General features: G+C 38.2%; 13 protein-coding genes and 1 tRNA gene. 6 read left to right on the plus strand and 8 right to left on the minus strand.

What is annotated here, in order from left to right; genetic code table 11:
- Nucleotides 1–89 precede the first annotated feature (89 nt).
- On the minus strand, nucleotides 90–737 hold the full coding sequence (gene cmk, locus ABID39_RS01370; protein ID WP_354185271.1) for a (d)CMP kinase: 648 nt from the start codon (nucleotides 735–737) through the stop codon (nucleotides 90–92).
- Nucleotides 734–2,062 (minus strand): 3-phosphoshikimate 1-carboxyvinyltransferase, encoded by a 1,329-nt coding sequence (aroA, locus tag ABID39_RS01375; RefSeq protein WP_354185273.1) that lies wholly within the window; start codon nucleotides 2,060–2,062, stop codon nucleotides 734–736. The genes cmk and aroA overlap by 4 nt, the downstream gene beginning before the upstream one ends.
- Nucleotides 2,063–2,248: 186 nt before the next feature.
- On the opposite strand from aroA, the gene ABID39_RS01380 reads away from it, so the two are divergent.
- The 3 genes from ABID39_RS01380 (at nucleotide 2,249) to ilvD (ending at nucleotide 6,078) form a co-directional block, all read left to right on the plus strand.
- Nucleotides 2,249–2,626: a TIGR02300 family protein gene (locus ABID39_RS01380; protein ID WP_354185275.1), complete on the plus strand. Its 378-nt coding sequence runs from the start codon at nucleotides 2,249–2,251 to the stop codon at nucleotides 2,624–2,626.
- A 121-nt stretch (nucleotides 2,627–2,747) separates the two neighbouring features.
- Nucleotides 2,748–2,823 (plus strand) — tRNA-Ala (locus ABID39_RS01385).
- 1,416 nt (nucleotides 2,824–4,239) lie between these two features.
- A complete protein-coding gene (gene ilvD, locus ABID39_RS01390; RefSeq protein ID WP_354185277.1) occupies nucleotides 4,240–6,078 on the plus strand; it encodes a dihydroxy-acid dehydratase in 1,839 nt (612 codons plus the stop codon).
- 607 nt (nucleotides 6,079–6,685) lie between these two features.
- Here ilvD and mutS read toward each other — a convergent pair.
- On the minus strand, nucleotides 6,686–9,415 hold the full coding sequence (gene mutS / locus ABID39_RS01395; RefSeq protein WP_354185279.1) for a DNA mismatch repair protein MutS: 2,730 nt from the start codon (nucleotides 9,413–9,415) through the stop codon (nucleotides 6,686–6,688).
- Nucleotides 9,416–9,624: 209 nt separating this feature from the next.
- Here mutS and ABID39_RS01400 point away from each other — a divergent pair, with 209 nt between their 5' ends.
- Nucleotides 9,625–11,922 carry an NADP-dependent malic enzyme gene (locus ABID39_RS01400; protein ID WP_354185385.1) on the plus strand — a complete coding sequence of 766 codons (2,298 nt, stop codon included), beginning with the start codon at nucleotides 9,625–9,627 and terminating at the stop codon, nucleotides 11,920–11,922.
- A 53-nt stretch (nucleotides 11,923–11,975) separates the two neighbouring features.
- Here the strand turns inward: ABID39_RS01400 and secB are convergent, their stop codons facing one another.
- Together secB and ABID39_RS01410 are read right to left on the minus strand one after the other, a co-directional pair.
- Nucleotides 11,976–12,458 (minus strand): protein-export chaperone SecB, encoded by a 483-nt coding sequence (gene secB / locus ABID39_RS01405; protein WP_354185281.1) that lies wholly within the window; start codon nucleotides 12,456–12,458, stop codon nucleotides 11,976–11,978.
- A gap of 145 nt (nucleotides 12,459–12,603) precedes the next feature.
- Nucleotides 12,604–13,098, minus strand: coding sequence for an FxsA family protein (locus ABID39_RS01410; protein WP_354185283.1), 495 nt, complete (start codon nucleotides 13,096–13,098; stop codon nucleotides 12,604–12,606).
- A gap of 180 nt (nucleotides 13,099–13,278) precedes the next feature.
- Here ABID39_RS01410 and ABID39_RS01415 point away from each other — a divergent pair, with 180 nt between their 5' ends.
- Together ABID39_RS01415 and ABID39_RS01420 are read left to right on the plus strand one after the other, a co-directional pair.
- Complete coding sequence (locus ABID39_RS01415; protein ID WP_354185285.1) at nucleotides 13,279–13,971, plus strand: Tim44/TimA family putative adaptor protein; 693 nt, start codon at nucleotides 13,279–13,281, stop codon at nucleotides 13,969–13,971.
- A gap of 58 nt (nucleotides 13,972–14,029) precedes the next feature.
- Nucleotides 14,030–14,623: a Smr/MutS family protein gene (locus ABID39_RS01420; protein WP_354185287.1), complete on the plus strand. Its 594-nt coding sequence runs from the start codon at nucleotides 14,030–14,032 to the stop codon at nucleotides 14,621–14,623.
- Between the two features lie 489 nt (nucleotides 14,624–15,112).
- On the opposite strand, the gene ABID39_RS01425 is transcribed toward ABID39_RS01420, so the two are convergent.
- Genes ABID39_RS01425 through ABID39_RS01435 form a run of 3 tightly spaced genes read right to left on the minus strand, consistent with a single transcriptional unit; the run spans nucleotide 15,113 to nucleotide 18,279 of the window.
- Nucleotides 15,113–16,114, minus strand: a complete 1,002-nt coding sequence (locus ABID39_RS01425) for an Hsp33 family molecular chaperone (RefSeq protein WP_354185289.1) — start codon at nucleotides 16,112–16,114, stop codon at nucleotides 15,113–15,115.
- A 34-nt stretch (nucleotides 16,115–16,148) separates the two neighbouring features.
- Entirely contained in the window at nucleotides 16,149–17,069 is a 921-nt protein-coding gene (gene argF, locus ABID39_RS01430; RefSeq protein WP_354185291.1) for an ornithine carbamoyltransferase, read from the minus strand.
- Between the two features lies 1 nt (nucleotide 17,070).
- A complete protein-coding gene (locus ABID39_RS01435; protein ID WP_354185293.1) occupies nucleotides 17,071–18,279 on the minus strand; it encodes an aspartate aminotransferase family protein in 1,209 nt (402 codons plus the stop codon).
- Nucleotides 18,280–18,654: the final 375 nt, after the last annotated feature.

Raw genomic sequence — 18,654 nt, forward strand, 5'->3', positions numbered from 1 at the left:
AGGTTAGTGTTGACACTGGGTAACTTCCTGCTTTTTTCCTTAATACAGGAAGAAAAATTAGCGCTCAGCCGGAAATCACCTTGACGACTTTATCCAATTATACGCTCTTTTATGATTGGATCAATAAAAGTGCATGCAATTGCGAATGTTGCTTCTATACTCAATTCTGATGTATCAAGCAAGTGGGCGTTTGGGGCTGGTTTTAGTGGGCTTTGTTTACGGGTTATATCGCGACTGTCACGTTGTTCAAGATTTTCAAGAATTTTATGATAATCTGCTTGAACTCCTTTTTTTAAAATTTCCTGATAGCGACGTTTTGCACGCGTTTGAACATTGGCTAGAACATAAAACTTAATATCTGCATCGGGGCAGACAACAGTGCCAATATCTCGACCATCAAGCACACTGCCAGGCAAAATTTTTGCAAAGTGACGTTGTTTGGCGACAAGCACTTTACGTACAGCAGGCATAAGCGCTATTTTTGAAGCGGCTTCTCCAAGTTCATGAGAAGAGAGTAGAGTTGAATTTAAAGTATTAAAATCAAGTTCTGTGGCATAAGCAAGAGCCTTTTTTTCATCATCGAGAGCTAATGCTTGTTGTAAAAGTGCATATGCAACACCGCGATAAGAGAGACCAGTGTCAAGATGGCGAAGATGATAATGCGCAGCAATTTTTCGTGCTAATGTCCCTTTTCCAGAGGCTGCTGGTCCGTCAATTGCAATAACAAAAGGTTTCAAAAGATTTTCCCTCCAAGTTGTTGTATAAAAGGGATAAACTCTGGAAAGCTGGTAGCAATCATTCGTTTATCATCAATCGTAACAGGTTTTTCTGAGACAAGCCCGAAAATCAGAAAACACATAGCAATTCTATGATCAAGATGTGTGATAACGCTTCCACCTCCCAATCCTTTTGCAGAGTTTTTCCCATGAACAATGAGAAAGCTTTGACCTTCTTCACATTCTACATGATTCATTTTGAGCCCTTGAGCAAGTGCAGATAGTCGATCTGATTCTTTAACACGCAACTCTTCAATTCCGAGCATAACTGTTTTTCCTTCCGCAAAGCTTGCAGCTATTGCTAGAGAAGGGTATTCATCAATCATTGATGGGGCGCGTTCTGTGGGTACAGTGATACCTTTTAGCGTTGATGATTGGACTCGCAGGTCAGCAACAGTCTCTCCACCTGTTTGTCTTTGATTCAAAAGCGTAATTTTGGCTCCCATTTCCCATAATGTTTCAATAAGCCCCATTCGAGAATTACTTATAAGAACATTTTCAATGGTGATGTCAGAATCTTCTACGAGAAGAGCTGCAATAAGTGGAAAAGCTGCAGAAGAGGGATCTCCTGGAATATCAATTCTTTGTCCAGTAAGGTGTGGTTGACCATGGAGATGAATAAAACGCATTCCTTTTGCATCTGTTTCTATCTCAAGTTGAGCACCGAACTCTTTTAACATTTTTTCTGTATGATCTCGTGTAGGAATTGGTTCAACAACTGTTGTGGTGCCGGCAGTATTAAGCCCAGCAAGTAGGAGTGCTGACTTAACTTGAGCAGAAGCCATGGGAATGCGGTAGCAAATTGGGTTAGCCATTTTGGGGCCATAAAGTGTTAAAGGGAGAAGATCGCCATGGGTTGCTTCAACTTCAATACCCATTAACCGCAATGGGGCGAGGATGCGTCCCATCGGGCGTTTAGAGAGAGAAGCATCACCAATAAAGGTTGTTTTCATATGATAAGGACCAACCATTCCCATGATAAGGCGGGCACCTGTTCCAGCATTACCAAAATCTAAAGGATTTTGCGCAGCTAAAAGGCAGCCATTTCCAGTTCCATGTACAATCCAGAGATCATTTTCCTTACGAATACAGGCTCCCATAGCTTGCATGGCAGTTGCTGTCTTTAAAACATCATCGCTTTCAAGCAATCCATGAATATATGTTTTACCGCTCGCTAATCCTCCTAATATAAGAGATCGGTGAGAAATTGATTTATCTCCAGGGATCTTAATTTTTCCAGAAAGACTAGCAGATTTATAGGCAGTTATGGGTATTGATTTTTGCATGAAAGTTCTATTTAATTCTATCTACATTTTATGAATTAGGTATTCTTTAGCATATGCTTTGAAAGGCGTCATGAGGAAATCTATGTGTATGATGTATTTATCTTTGACAAAGACACTATTTTTTGATTAAGCACCATAAAATTCATTTTTTCAGTGGAATTATAGTTAACTAAAGAGGCACGGTTCATGGCAAAACAAGAACTTGGAACTAAGCGTGTTGATCCGGAAACGGGAAAGAAATTTTATGATCTGAATCGCGATCCTATTGTGTCGCCTTATACAGGGATTTCTTATCCACGTTCTTATTTTGAGGTTGCAGCAGCTGAAGCAAATAGTGAAGAAGATATTGATACTGAAGAGCTTGATACAGCACTTGAAAAATCTGCATTTATGCTTCTTGAAGAGGATGGTGATGATTCTAAAGATGATGATCTTCCTGATTTAGAGGATAGTGATGTTGATCTTGGTGATGATGATGATGCTTTCTTATCTCATGATGAAGATGATGATGATGATGTATCTGACATTCTCGGAGGGGGTGTTTCTAACGATGATGACTCTTAAAGAAGAAGCGGAAAGCTGTTCGTTCTGGTAGAATGCAAATTCTTCTTGATCTTCGATTTTTCTCGTTTTAAAAAAATCCTTCTAAGATTATCATATCTTTAGGGAAGATTTTTTCTTATGTGGGGCTATAGCTCAGCTGGGAGAGCGCTTGCATGGCATGCAAGAGGTCAGCGGTTCGATCCCGCTTAGCTCCACCAAAAAGGTAATTTCTTATATAAAGTACTGGCTGTATAAAAGAGCCTTTGGAAAGGTATTCTGCTTTTCATAGCAGTTGTTTCGACAGTAATGTTTCCTCATATTTCTCAGTGAGCTTATAGTGCGTTGGTTTACAATTGTCCGCTATGCACTTTTATGAGTTTATAAGCTTTTTCTGTAATGAATAAGGAATGAAGAAGTGGCAGGTGATATTTTGCAATGCCTATGAAACGCGTGAATTATTGGCCATTTATGATGTACATATTTATAATGTACATATTGCTCTACAGTTTTTGTTATCACCTCTTTAATAGGGACATATTTCTCACAAAGTATAGAATGCAATTGCGTTGCTCATTTACGGAGTTCTTTAATATGCTGCGTAGTTTTTAAAGAGACATTTCTCATTGTTCAATAAGTCTATTTTGCAACAGTACCGTAAAGAGAATAATGTAAAATATATCGTGCGTTACCATTTCGATTGCAAGGCACAAATCGGCACTATTATTCTAGTTACTAGCTTCCAGTTTATCTTCTAACTTTCAATATTATAGCAATTCTTGCATTAATATGGTGCATAAGAAATGTTTTTAGTCTTTTCTAAAGCAAACATAACAATTCCATTTATGGTGTGTGGATAGGAATGGTTTTGGTTGATTCATCATAAAAAATTTGAAATAAAAGAAGTTCGCGACATTCAGGGCTATTATTCAATATACGAAGGAATAAGTTATTATAAATCAATATATTAACTTAATCCAGAAGAGATTCTCTCATCAATGAGAACTATCCATTTTAAGCCAGAGGGGTATCTTGAAACCATTGAGGAACATAAATATTCCTCAGTGAAACATTTAAAACAAATATTTTTGCTCATATTATCGATGCTATCAGTTTGTTTAAGCTCAAAATAGGAGTATCTTAGTAAAGGCAAAAAATCGTGAATGCATGGTATAGTTTTTTAAAGTAAAAAATTGATCTTAAGCTTTATACATTAATTACTATATTAGCTGTTCTAAAGTAGTAAAGATAAATCAACGTATCAAAAGGATAAAAGAGTATTTGCATAAAGAAGTATTACCGATAAGTTTAGCTTTCATGATAAAGTGCCAACCATGATCTCTATAATTCAAGTGAATGCTTATTCTAAACTTCTCTCAAGTCAATGTTATCTAAGTTTAGCTATTATCGATTTCGCAAATGGTTCAAAGAACATTGTGTAAAAAAATATTTAGTTATGAGAGAAACCTATTGAGCTACGCACAATAGCTGTTGAATGGAGCTTATAGATGGTTTCAAAGTTTTATGATTTAAATGCCTCAATAGAGGTATTTTTCTTATTTTAATACACGACCTCTTGTTTTTGGATTTGCTTACAGTGCAAAAGAGAAAGTGGAATTATTTAAGGGGAAAAAGTAATGCCTTCTTACCGTTCAAGGACGTCAACTCATGGGCGCAATATGGCAGGAGCTCGCGGGCTTTGGCGTGCAACAGGAATGAAAGATACTGATTTTGGTAAACCTATTATTGCCATTGCAAACTCTTTTACACAATTTGTACCAGGACATATTCATTTAAAAGACCTTGGACAATTGGTAGCACAAGAAATAATTGCTGCTGGTGGGGTTGCGAAAGAATTTAACACGATCGCTGTGGATGATGGAATCGCAATGGGACATGATGGAATGCTTTATTCCTTGCCCTCGCGTGAAATTATTGCTGACTCTGTTGAATACATGGTCAATGCCCATTGTGCTGATGCAATTGTATGTATTTCCAATTGTGACAAAATTACACCTGGCATGTTAATGGCTGCGTTACGCTTGAATATTCCAACAATCTTTGTTTCAGGTGGTCCTATGGAAGCAGGTAAGATTAAATGGAAAAATCAAGATCTTACCGTTGATTTAGTTGATGCAATGGTTGCGGCAGCTTCTCAAGAGAATACAGAAGAAGAAATTGTTGAAATAGAGCGTGCTGCTTGTCCTACCTGTGGTTCATGTTCAGGAATGTTTACGGCTAATTCTATGAATTGTTTGATTGAGGCATTAGGGCTTGCTCTTCCTGGAAATGGGTCAGTGCTAGCAACGCATGCAGATCGTCGGATTCTTTTTAAAGAAGCTGGACGACAGATCATAACATTGGTCAAACGTTATTATGAAGAAGATGATAAGACAGTTTTGCCGCGTTCTATCGCTTCACGTAAGGCTTTTGAAAATGCAATGACTATGGATATCGCCATGGGAGGATCAACCAATACTGTATTGCATATTTTAGCAGCCGCACAAGAAGGTGAGGTGGATTTTACCATAAAGGATATTGATCGTCTTTCACGTCGTGTTCCTGTTTTGTGTAAGGTTGCGCCTTCTGTTGTTAATGTGCATATGGAAGATGTGCATCGTGCTGGTGGTATTATGGGTCTTTTAGGTGAATTGGATTCAGCTGGGCTCATCGATACATCCACTTATACGGTTCATGCAAAAACAATGAAAGAAGCTCTTGGGCACTGGGATGTGAAACAAACCCATGAAACAACAGTTCATGAATTTTATCGCGCTGCTCCAGGTGGGATTCCAACACAAACGGCCTTTAGCCAATTTTGTCGCTATGAAACCCTTGATCTTGATCGTGAAAATGGTGTGATTCGTGATAGCGAACATGCATATTCGCAAGATGGCGGATTAGCTGTTCTGTATGGAAATCTTGCAAAAGATGGCTGCATTGTGAAAACAGCAGGTGTTGATCAATCAATTCTGACTTTTAAAGGTCCGGCAAGAATTTTTGAAAGTCAAGATGCAGCTGTTTCAGCAATCTTGACTGATAAAATTAAATCAGGTGATATTGTTTTAATTCGTTATGAAGGTCCACGCGGTGGACCTGGAATGCAAGAAATGCTCTATCCAACGAGTTACCTCAAATCCAAAGGATTAGGAAAGGTTTGTGCACTTATCACAGATGGTCGTTTTTCAGGGGGATCATCAGGTCTTTCTATCGGACATATTTCTCCAGAGGCTGCGGAAGGAGGGGAAATTGCTTTGGTAGAAGAAGGTGATATCATAGAAATAGATATTCCTAATCGTACTATTCAGATGTTGGTCAATGATGCTGAAATAATGCGTCGTCGTGCCAAAATGGAAGCAAAAGGAACTGTAGCTTGGAAACCTGCTGAGGAGCGTAAACGGAAAGTTTCAAAGGCTCTTAGAGCATACGCAGCACTAACGACTTCTGCTGCAAAAGGCGCAGTTCGTAGCATTTGATTGCATAAAAAATCCAGTTTGTAGAAGATGAAAAGCTTGGTGAAAATTTGATCAATGTTATGCTAACAAAGGTTTTTTTGTTCCGGTTGTTTGAGGCGATAAAATGCCTCTGCTAATCTTTTATGATACAAAATAGTGGTATGATGTACCTACTTGTGGTGATGTTTACATTGTTACGTAGGAAAATGACAGTTCTCTATGAGGCTATTTTGCAATGGGAAAAATTCAATGAGGAAAGCACGCTAGATTTTATCGTTGTGCCTGTAGGTAGAGTGAGTCTGTTTTTGAAAAAAGAAAAATGTGATGAGAGGATTATTGAGTGTTACAAATTTCTTTTTTGTATAAAAATAAATCATTGGTTTCAGAAATTGTTGTATACTTGCCTTCTTGGTATCGGTTTTAATGCTTTTTAAGACATATTGTGTAAAGACGATACGAGATTGCAGCAGTGTCCACGAAGGCGTCAATGTTCAAGAGCTAAATGTAAAAGCAGGCAGAGCATGTCTAGATCTCTTCTTAAAGTAAGATTTGCTAATACAATAAATGATCCGTGTGGATGAGAATAATAAAGAAAGAAGTCCGTTCTTTTTCATTCAAAGGGTTTTATTTATTCCAGTTGTTTGAGGCGATAAAGTGCTTCTAACGCTTCTTTAGGAGAAAGTTCATCAGGGTGGATATTTTCTAAAGCTTCATGCAGTGCGCAATGTTTTTGTGTTTTTTCATTCACAGGCGATACTGCTTTAAGGGAAAAGAGCGGTAAATCATCAATTAATTTATGTCCTTTTCCAGTCATTTCACCTTGTTCTAATTGATAGAGAACATCTGTAGCACGTGTAATAACTGCCTCGGGAAGTCCAGCAAGCTTTGCAACTTGTACGCCATAAGAGCGGTCTGCGGCTCCTGGTGCAACCTCGTGAAGAAAAACTACATCTCCATCCCAATTTTTGACTTTCATTGTTACATTATGAAGACGGTTAAGTTTTTCGGTCAGGGCTGTCATTTCATGAAAGTGCGTGGCAAGAATTGCGCGACAGTGATTAACTTCATGAAGATATTCAACAGCTGCCCAAGCAATTGAAAGTCCATCAAATGTTGAGGTTCCTCGTCCAATTTCGTCAAGAATAACAAGGGAATGGCTACTTGCATGATTAAGGATTGTTGCTGTTTCAATCATTTCCATCATAAAGGTTGAGCGTCCCCGTGCAAGATCATCGGAAGCACCAACACGACTAAATAAACGATCAACAACGCCAATATGGGCTGAAGTTGCTGGAACAAATGATCCCATTTGTGCCATAATAGCAATGAGAGCATTTTGTCGTAAAAAAGTTGATTTTCCTCCCATATTGGGGCCTGTCAAAAGCCAAATTGCTGCATATTGATGATTATTTTGTACAGAGAGATCGCAGTTATTGGCAACAAAGGGTTCTGCTGCTTGCTTGCGTAATGCTTGTTCTACCACAGGATGGCGTCCTGCTGTGATATGAAAAGTAAGTGATTGATCAATTTTAGGACGACAATATTCTTGTTCTTCAGCAAGTTGTGCTAATGCGACGGATACATCTAAAATAGCAAGTGCTTCAGCAGCTTTACGAATGAAATCAACTTGTTCGATAATTTCATGAACAAGAGTATCAAAGATCTCTAGTTCAAGCATCATGGCATGGTTAGCAGCATGGGCAATGCGGCTTTCAAGATCGGCAAGTTCTGTAGTGGTAAAGCGCATAGCATTTGCCATTGTTTGTCGGTGAATAAAACGTGCTTTAGCTTGTAGACTATTTGTGAGTGCTGATGCTTGTATATTTGTGACTTCAATAAAGTATCCTAGAATATTATTATGCTTGATTTTAAGAGTTTTAATATCTGTTTCTTGAGCATATTGTGCTTGAAGTTCAGCAATGATACGGCGAGATTCATCGCGTAAAGCGCGCATTTCATCGAGCTCTTGATGATATTGAGGACGGATAAAACCACCATCACGTTTAAGCAGAGGGAGATCATCAGCTAAGGCTTTTTCTAAATGACAATGTAAAGCCGTAGGCAGATGTGAGAAAACCTGTTGTACGTCACTTATTTCTTGTGGCAGTAATTCATTGTTAAGAAGTTGATGAAGTTCACGAATGATGTCAAAACCACGTTGAATTGCAGCGATATCACGAGGACCTCCACGTCCAAGAGCCAAACGTGAAACTGCACGGGGCATATCGGGTCCTCCCTTTAAAATGAGCTTTATAGCTTCTGCGAGAGAGGTATTTCGTAAAAAAAAGGAAATCGAATCGAGACGATGATCAATAACAGAAGGTGTGGTGAGGGGAGCAATGAGTCGATCAACAAGAAGGCGTGATCCACCTCCTGTTACGGTACGATCAATAGCTTTGAGTAAGCTTCCATCACGTTGTCCTGATGTGGTTCGAACAAGCTCAAGACTCTGTCTTGTTGCAGCATCGATGAAAAGGGTATCGCTTTCATTTTGGCGTTCAGGGCGCATGAGAGGAGGGCGATGCGTGATTTGTGTTTTTTCGATATAGCGAATGGCAGACGCAATTGCGGAAAGTTCTGATCGTGAATAATCAGCAACACCTTCAAGGGTTGAGAGTTTAAAATAACCGCAAATATCACGTTCAGCGGTGACCACGTCAAAAAGACTAGCAGGTTGAGGCGAAACAATGCGATCGAGAACATTAAAAAGTGGCTTGTGGGTTTTGTCATGAAAAAAGGAATCAGAAACAATGAGTTCTTGTGGGTCCACACGCATAATGTCTGTCAAGAGTTTGTCATGGCGGCTTTCTGTTACACGAAATATACCTGTTGAGATATCAATCCAGGAAAGGGCAAATTCTTCTCCATCGCTGGTTTTGATGCGAGAAAGTGTCATCAGATAATTTGCACATGTCGGATCAAGGAGTTTTTCTTCTGTTATCGTTCCAGGTGTCACAAGGCGGACAACATCACGCCGAACGACCGATTTTGATCCACGTTTTTTCGCTTCTATAGGATCTTCTGTTTGTTCACACACAGCAACGCGATAACCGCGTGCAATAAGCTTTTGTAAATAATCATCAGCAGCATGAACAGGGACTCCACACATAGGAATATCTTCACCCAAATGTTTGCCACGTGTTGTTAGTGTGATTCCTAAAGCTTGAGCTGCTTCAATTGCATCATTAAAAAATAATTCATAGAAGTCGCCCATTCGGTAAAAGAGCAGGGAATCATTATTCACTGCTTTGATCTCTATATATTGCTCCATCATAGGTGTGGGGCGTTGTTGATGGGGAGCAGATGAAGAATCAGGCTGTATCATTAAATTATTCTTGTGGTTGATCTTCTTATCCATTTTGATGTGTCTGTTTTCTTCAATTGAGCTTTTAATATCCTTTTTTATTTACTTCAACATTCGTCTTCATTATCTCTCAATTGAAACGTACGATCAGGTCTGTTAGAGTAAGCATAGCGATTTCTCATATATTAATCAAATTTTAAAATTGAGTAATGAGATGTACTGTAGAACAGAACTTACACTGTTTTTGGAGAAAATTGAGTGAAATGAAAAAAAGTGAACAGGATCAGAAAACACCTCAAACGATTTATAGTGCTGGTGAACGAGAAGCTCTTGATTTTCATAGGCGAGGTCGTCCTGGAAAGCTTGAAATTGTTGCAACAAAATCCATGGCAACGCAGCATGATTTATCACTTGCTTATTCACCAGGTGTTGCTGTTCCGGTTAAAGCAATTGCTCAAAATCCAGCGCTAGCTTATGATTATACGGCAAAGGGCAATCTTGTGGCTGTTATATCAAATGGAACAGCTATTTTGGGTTTAGGCAATTTAGGTGCGCTTGCATCTAAGCCAGTAATGGAAGGCAAAGCTGTGCTTTTTAAACGCTTTGCGGATGTTGATTCAATCGATCTAGAAATTGATACAAATGATACAGAAAGTTTTATCAATTTAGTGCGTTATTTAGAGCCGTCTTTTGGAGGAATCAATCTTGAAGACATTAAAGCACCAGAATGTTTTATGATTGAAAGTCGCTTACGAGAAATTATGAATATTCCTGTTTTTCATGACGATCAACATGGCACAGCAATCATTGTTGCTGCTGGTGTGTTGAATGCCTTACATTTAACGGGGCGCGATATGCAAAATACACGGTTGGTTTGTAATGGTGCGGGGGCTGCTGGAATTGCGTGTATTGAATTGATGAAGGCAATGGGATTTCGATCTGAAAATATCATATTATGTGATACAAAGGGTGTCGTTTATAAAGGGCGTGAAGAGGGGATGAATCAATGGAAGTCTGCTCATGCTATTCAAACGGATAAACGCACTCTTGCTGAAGCAATGGAAGGCGCTGATATATTTTTTGGGGTTTCTGCTAAAGGTACCATTACCCCAGAAATGGTAAAGTCAATGGCACCTCAGCCGATCATTTTTGCTATGGCCAATCCCGATCCAGAAATTACGCCAGAAGAGGTGATGAAAGTACGCGATGATGCTATTATAGCAACAGGTCGTTCGGATTATCCAAATCAGATTAACAATGTTCTTTGTTTTCCTTATATATTTCGTGGTGCGCTTGATGTGCGTGCGACAGTTATCAATGAAGACATGAAAATCGCTGCAGCAAGGGCTCTTGCAGATTTAGCGCATGAGGAAGTGCCTGACAGTGTTGCAGAAGCCTATAGTGGAAAACGATTGAAATTCGGACCAAATTATATCATCCCTGTTCCTTTTGATCCGCGTTTGTTCACGGTCGTTTCAATGGCAGTGGCAAAAGCAGCGATGGAAAGTGGTGTTGCTCAAAAGAACATTGATAATTTAGAAGTTTATGAGCGTGATTTAAATGCAAGACGTGATCCCATTTCTTCTATGATGCGTGGTATCTATAATCATGTTCGTCAAGCGCCAAAACAAATTGTTTTTGCAGAAGGTGAAGAAGAGCCGGTAATGCGCGCTGCAGTTTCTTATGTTCGTCAAAAATTAGGACAAGCAATTTTGATTGGTCGTGAAGAGCAAGTGAGAGAAACCGCCGCAGCAGCAGGTATTGATCTTAAGCGTGAAGGTATTTCGATTATGAATGCTAAGCTTTCCTGTCATACGGAGGCTTATGCGAATTATCTTTATAAAAAGATGCAGCGTCAAGGCTGGTTATTGCGTGATTGTCACCGTCGTATCAATAATGATCGCAATTATTTTGCTGCTTGTATGGTGGCATTAGGGGATGCAGATGCCATGGTTACAGGGGTGACACGCAATTATGAAACAGCCCTGATTGATATACGCCGAGTGATTGGTGAAAATCCAAAAGAACGTTTGATTGGGATCTCAATGGCTATTTGTCGTGGACGAACTGTGTTTATCGCAGATACAGCTATTTACGAGAATCCGAATGCTGAAGAGCTTGCTGATATAGCAGAACAAACAGCTTCTTTTGTTTATGGGTTGGGATATCAACCACGGGTAGCGTTTGTAGCATTTTCTACTTTTGGCTATATGAAAGGACCGATTACACAACATATTCAGGATGCTATTAATATTTTACATGAACGCAAGGTTAGTTTTGAATTTGATGGAGAAATGAGTGCTGATGTGGCGCTGAATTTGAAATTGATGCAGCAATATCCCTTTATGGGATTAACGGAGCCTGCGAACATTTTAGTAATGCCTGGATATCATGCCTCTTCTATTGCGAGCAAAATGCTACAAGAGCTTGGTGAAGCAACTATTATTGGTCCTATTTTGATTGGATTGGAAAAATCCGTGCAAATTGTGCCGTTTAGCGGAAATGATACTGACGTCGTCAATATTGCGATGTTAGCCGCCTATCATGCGAAAAAGTTATAAAAATAAAGGCCTCTGATATTTCAGGGCCTTTTTAATCATTAAAGAATAAATTCTTAGGATGGTTGAGTCTGACTTTCATTGTTCTTTTGTTCTTCAGCGATACGTTTCTGGAAGAGCGCTGCAAAATCGATCGGATCAATCCACAAAGGTGGAAAACCACCATTTTGGGTAGCGTCAGATACAATTTGTCGAACAAATGGAAATAAAAGACGAGGGCATTCAACAAACACGAGTGGCATCACATGCTCTTGTGGGATGTTTTTGATATGGAAAACACCACCGTAAATGAGCTCTACATGAAATAAGGTTTCGGCATCATCATTGGCTTTGACGGAAAGGGATAAAACAACATCATAATTGTCATCTCCGATTGGATCAGCGTTGACATTAATGTTAATATCGATTTGTGGTGTTTTTTCACGTGGACGCAGTGAACTGGGAGCACTTGGATTCTCGAACGATAAATCTTTTAAATATTGAGTTAATACAGCAAAAATTGGCTCTCCACCACTGTTATTTATTTCACCTTCGACCATAGTACAAACCTTCTCATTATTACAATGTATTTATTTCTATCTTAGATCTAAAGACCAAGCTGGTTATCACGCCTTGCAAAAGGTTGCAAGGAAAGCTCTTCTTGTGTTCATGATTTTTTAAGTCCATTACAGATTTTTCGGTATTTCAATGATGCTCATCATTTTTACGCCATGGAGATTCTGCGGTATTGTGGATTTTGTAGTCTTCTGCTTTAAGGTCGATGGTTTTTTCAGAATTATTTCCAGAAGTGGTTTTATTTTGATCATGAGCGTTTATTTTATTTCTCAAGGATAAAAAGAAATGCCATACAACAGAACGGATTGGTTTAATAAGGAGTAGTAGTCCCAAAAGATCACTTACAAATCCAGGAAGAATAAGCAAAATGGCGCTAAAAATGATAAAGGCGTTATTTTCTAATGCTTGTTCTTGGATAAGTTCACGTTGTATATTTTTTAAAAGGCTAAGCCCTTGAATTCGCAACAAAATAACTCCAACGAGTGTTGTAAGAATAATCAAGCTCAAAGTTGCAATAATTCCAATTTCTTCTCCAACAAAGATAAAACCAGCGATTTCAATCAAGAGAATGCTGAGGAGGATAATGATAAAAAAACGAGGATTTATCGAATAAAACTTTATCACATAAAAATTTCCTTCTTAAGATTTAGGATAAAAATTATTAATTATTAAGAGACATCTTTTTTAAAAGATATGAATAAAATATTTGAATGATCAATTCCCTATTTTACATATTTATTGATAAATGATATGGACTGCAATGTTTATTACAGATCATATTAGATTTGGGGATTAACAGCACCTATGGAATTTGACGTTATACTTGTCATAGCTCTTGTTATTATGGTTGTCGTTTTTATGCAACTGCGTAATGTATTAGGAAAACGGATTGGTTTTGAAAAGCCTCCCTTTGATCCTTATTCACGTTGTTCTAAAAAACAGGTTGAAGAAGAAACGGCTGACAATATTATTTCGTTCCCTCATGAGGGTAATTCGCAAAAGAGCGATTTTAGCGAAATTGATGCTATTGCACCAAAAGGAAGTGTATTGAATGAAGGTTTGCGGGCACTTCGTAAGGTTGATTCTCGTTTTTCTCCTCAATTTTTTATAAAGGGTGCGCAGGTTGCTTATGAGATGATTGTAACAGCCTTTGCTAAAGGTGATCGCGATCAATTAAAAAGATTGCTTTCCAAAAATGTTTTTGAGAGCTTTTGTGCCGCTATTGAAAACCGTGAAAAAAATAATGAAAGGGTTCAGTTTACTTTTGTTGGGATTAATAAGATCGAGTTTGTTTCAGCAACAGTAAAAGACAAGGATGAATTTGTAACCGTGCGGATTATCAGTGAAATGATTTCTGTAACCTATAATGAGCAGGAAGAGCCTATAGAAGGGGATCCTGATACTATCGTAGAAATTAGAGATGTTTGGACTTTTGTTCGCAATAGCCTATCATCAGATCCAAATTGGAAGCTTTTTGCAACAGAAGATGAAAATTAATATTTCTGCCATCTGTGAGATCATGTAAATAAAATTTTATAAAAGATTAAAGATTGAAATGTCTACGAATGAATGGAGACAAAAAAAAGATTTACTATCTTCACAAGATCGTCTTTTATGGGATATGGTTCGTCGTACAATAAAACCACTGCATGATAAATCCCATTCTTCTATTACAAAAGATGTTGCAAATATTGACAATAAAAAACAGCAGATAATACAAGGTTTTCCGTTATCTCAGGAAGACAAACAGAGATCAGCTGTGATAAAAAAAGAAAAGGGAACTGATGCACAAGTGCATAAGCTTCATTTTTTCGATCGTGCTGCGCACCGTAAAATTGCCAAAGGTCATTATCCTATTGAGGCGCGTCTTGATCTTCATGGTTGTATGCAGGAAGAGGCTTATTTTTTCTTAAAAAATTTTTTACACTCATCTCAGAAAAATGGATTACGTTATGTGCTTGTGATTACAGGAAAAGGTCAGTCACCTGGAAGCGATGGTGCTTTGTATAAGGTTGTCCCCCATTGGTTATCAACGCCCGCTTTTCGATATTATGTTCATGCCTTTGAGCAAGCAGCTCGCCAGCATGGTGGTGGAGGTGCACTTTATGTTTTATTGCGTCGTTTTGTGTCGGGGAGGGGAACATTATAATACTGTTTGGCTATTTTTTACTATTGTTTTTATCCACTGTAGTGTTTTGTAGGACATATTATTGAAAAAAATGCAAGAAGATAGAGTTTTACGCGTAGTATTTACGCTATCGCTTTCAATTTTTACAAGCAGTGATTTTGTGCAAGCTATTTTAAAAAGGATTACTGTTATCATTTAAGAGTATTTGTGAAATAAATAATTCTGTATAAAAAATGTTTGAAGTATGACAACAGTTTTGAAATCTTCAGTTTTTAAGTCATTAGATATTTGTCTGCTAGCTTCGGTTTTGGTTATTTAGGTTTACATAAATAATGCCGTACTTGGATTTTTAGCTGTTATCAGCAATGATGTTATCAAAATCATACAATATTTTACTTTGTTTTTTGCTTCAGAGCATGCACAGTAATAAAGTTTGTGTTGGCTGTGGTAGTATGATGAACATGGTTTGCGCAGTGCAACCAACATTTTTTCGTTTGTAAGAGATATTTTTTACGTTTTATTCTCAGACAGTTCTTGTGGTTTAAAACGATACGTTGTTGAGCAAAATTCACATGTAACTGAAATATATTCATTTTTAATCATTTTTCTTTGTTCATCAGTGGGAAATCCTTCCAGCATTCCTTTAATTTTTTCTCGTGAACAAGAGCACTGATCTACAAGAGAGAAGGGATTAAAAACTCTAACACTGTGTTCATGGAAAAGACGGAATAATAACCGCTTACTGCCGACTTGGGGATCTGTCAATTCTGTATTTTCAATGGTTGCTGTGAGTGCTTTGGTTTCTTGCCATTGGTTTTCAAGTTGTTCGGTTTTTTTTATTTCATCTCGTTTTTGATTGAATTCATCTATTTTATGATGAGATGATGCGTTGGGCAAGAGTTGGGTCAAAAGTCCTCCTGCTCGCCATTTTTTCTGCGGTTTTCCATGTTTATCTCGATTGATTAATAGAGCAGCTGCCAAACGGATATCGGTGGGAATTTGTTCTGATTGATCAAAATAGATACGGGAGGCTTCTTGTAAATTTGATCCATCTAATGCAACTATCCCTTGATAGGGTTGCGTATGGGTACCTTGGTATATGGTGAAGGCTAAAGTCCCTTTTCCCAAAAGTGTTTCTGAAGATATTTGATTATTGGTCATTGCTTTTTTTAACTGTTCTTTATCAAAACGAGCATAACCGCGTAGATTGGAAGGAGGAGAAAAATCACATACTAACATGTTAACTGGTCCATCGGAATGGGTTTGTAAGATAAACTTTCCTTGAAGTTTTAAAGAAGTTCCGAGCAAAACGGTTAAAACTAAAGCTTCTGCTAAAAGGTAAGAAACCGGTTCAGGATATTGATGTCTTGTGAGAATAGAATTTAAAGTTTCTCCAAATTGTACAGCACGCCCACGGATATCAAGTTCTTCGACTTGAAAGGGAATAACAGTATCATCTTCATTTAGATAGATATTGTTGAGAGAGGTTTCTTCTGCGGTTTGTTCGCTCATATTTTTGCCTTTTATTATGGTTTGTTTTTAGAGGTTATTGTGAAGAGAAAAATGTATCTTGTAAACACCAAGAAAGAATTGCTTTTTGGGTATGAAGACGATTTTCAGCTTCGTCGAAAACAACGGAATGTGAACCATCTATCACACTATCGACAACTTCTTCACCACGATGAGCAGGAAGACAATGCATGAAAAGAGCATCTGGTTTAGCTAATTGCATTAAAGCTTCATTGACTTGATAAGGCAAAAAAATAGAATGATTGCAGGCACGAAATTCTTGTCCCATCGAAACCCATGTGTCGGTTATAATGCAGTCAGCATCTTGAGCAGCTTTTTGGGGATTATGGGTCAGGGTAATATGGGCTCCACGTTCGCGTGCCCAGCGTACAAACTTTTCTTGTGGTTCATACCCTTTTGGAGTGGCAATTCGCAGGTGAAAGTTAAAAAGAGCAGCAGCTTCAATCAGAGAATGAAGCACATTATTGCCGTCTCCCATCCACGCAAATATTTTGTTCACAACTGGTCCACGGTGTTCTTCATAGGTAAGAATATCTGCTAGAATTTGGCAGGGATGCGTATCATCTGTAAGGGCATTAATGACAGGAATTTGTGCATATTGTGCCAACTCAAGCATCCGGTCATGTATTGTTGTGCGTAATGTAATAATATCCACAAAACGTGATAGAACGCGTGCTGTGTCAGCTATGGTTTCACTATGACCAAGTTGCATTTCTGAACCTGTTAGCATGATTGTATCTCCACCAAGCTGGCGCATGCCGATATCGAATGAAATACGGGTTCGTGTTGATGGTTTTTCAAAAATCATCGCAAGCGTTTTACCAATAAAAGGTTTTGAAATATTTCCTGCTTTAAAAGATGCTTTGAGAGTTTTTGCATAATCGATAATGGTCGTGCTATTCGTGGGGTTAAAACAGATAAGTCTGTGAGGTGACACTTTATGATATTTGCTTTTTTTTGTTTGTTTGCGAAAGATAAGCAATTGCTTTTTCAATACGATGCAAGCTTTCCATTATTTCCTCTTCATTTATGATAAGAGGAGGTAATAAGCGCACAACATTGTTATTGGCACCAACACTGAGAACATATTCTTTTTCCAAAGCATTAACGACGGTATTTGAAGGCACAACACACTGAATGCCTATCATAAGGCCCGTGCCTTGAATTGCATAGATAATATCAGGATAGGTATTGAGAATATTCAAAAGTCCACTTTTTAGCTTATTTCCCATACTCTGAACGTGATCGAGAAAGCCTGGTTCTAATATGATATCAAGAATACTGTTGCCGACAGCCATCCCGAGAAGATTTCCTCCAAAGGTTGATCCATGGGTTCCCAGTGTCATGCTTTTTGCAGCTTTATCTGTTGCAAGACAAGCTCCCAACGGAAATCCTCCACCTAGTCCTTTTGCTAGGGTAAGGATATCAGGTGTGATATTACTCCATTCATAGGCAAACAGTTTTCCTGTTCGTCCAATACCTGTTTGGACTTCATCTAAAATGAATAACAGATTATTATCATCGCATATTTTGCGTAAAAATTTTAAATATTCATGAGGAACTGTTCGTATTCCTCCTTCACCTTGAATAGGTTCAATCAGAATAGCAGCGGTATTTTCATTGATAGCATTTTGTAAAGCGTTTTCATCACAAAAAGGGATTTGAGTAAATCCACCAGCTTTGGGACCAAAGCCTTCAAGATATTTTTCGTGCCCAGTAGCAGCAAGCGTTGCAAGTGTACGTCCATGAAATGCTCCTTCAAAAGTAATAATTTCAATGCGTGTTGGGTGACCAGATTCGTAATGATAACGACGAGCAGTTTTGAATGCACATTCTAGAGCTTCAGCACCAGAATTGCAGAAAAAAACCTTATCAGCAAAGCTGTTTGCGCAAAGCTGTGTGGCGAGAATCTCTTGTTCAGGTGATTGAAAAAGGTTGGAAAGATGCCAAATTTTTTCAGCTTGTCTTTTGAGGGTCTCAACTAATTGTGGATGTGCATACCCTAATGCGTTAACAGCAATACCAGATGTCAAATCAAGATAGCACTCTCCTTTATCGGAAATAAGCCATACACCATTACCTTTTTTGAAATGCAAATCACGTCGAGCAAAGCACCTGTAAAGTGGCTGTATAGCAGTAGCATTCATTATTCTTTCCTTTATGTTTGAAATTTTGCCATATGCATATAATAGACAAGACAATGTTGCATCTTTAAATATGGTGCAGTTAATTGTCACACCCATATAATAGATCATTGCATCGATTGACGAAAAGTCAATAAAGGTTCTGCGATAAGCATCTGTAAAGGAAAAGTCTAAGCAATTAGGAGAGTTGTCTTGTGCTTGATTTTCAAGTTGGGGAAAACATTCTAAATAAACTCTTCAAGAAGGAAAGACTCTTGTCATAAAGTCAATGCATATTGTAGTTTAAATCAGCAGGTAAGGAGGTGTTTCAGTTTATAAATTTTATAGGTTGAATGAGGCTTTTGTGCTTGGATGGGGAAGTGAAAGTTTTTTATTTAG

Source organism: Bartonella japonica, assembly GCF_040545385.1.
GTDB lineage: Bacteria > Pseudomonadota > Alphaproteobacteria > Rhizobiales > Rhizobiaceae > Bartonella > Bartonella japonica.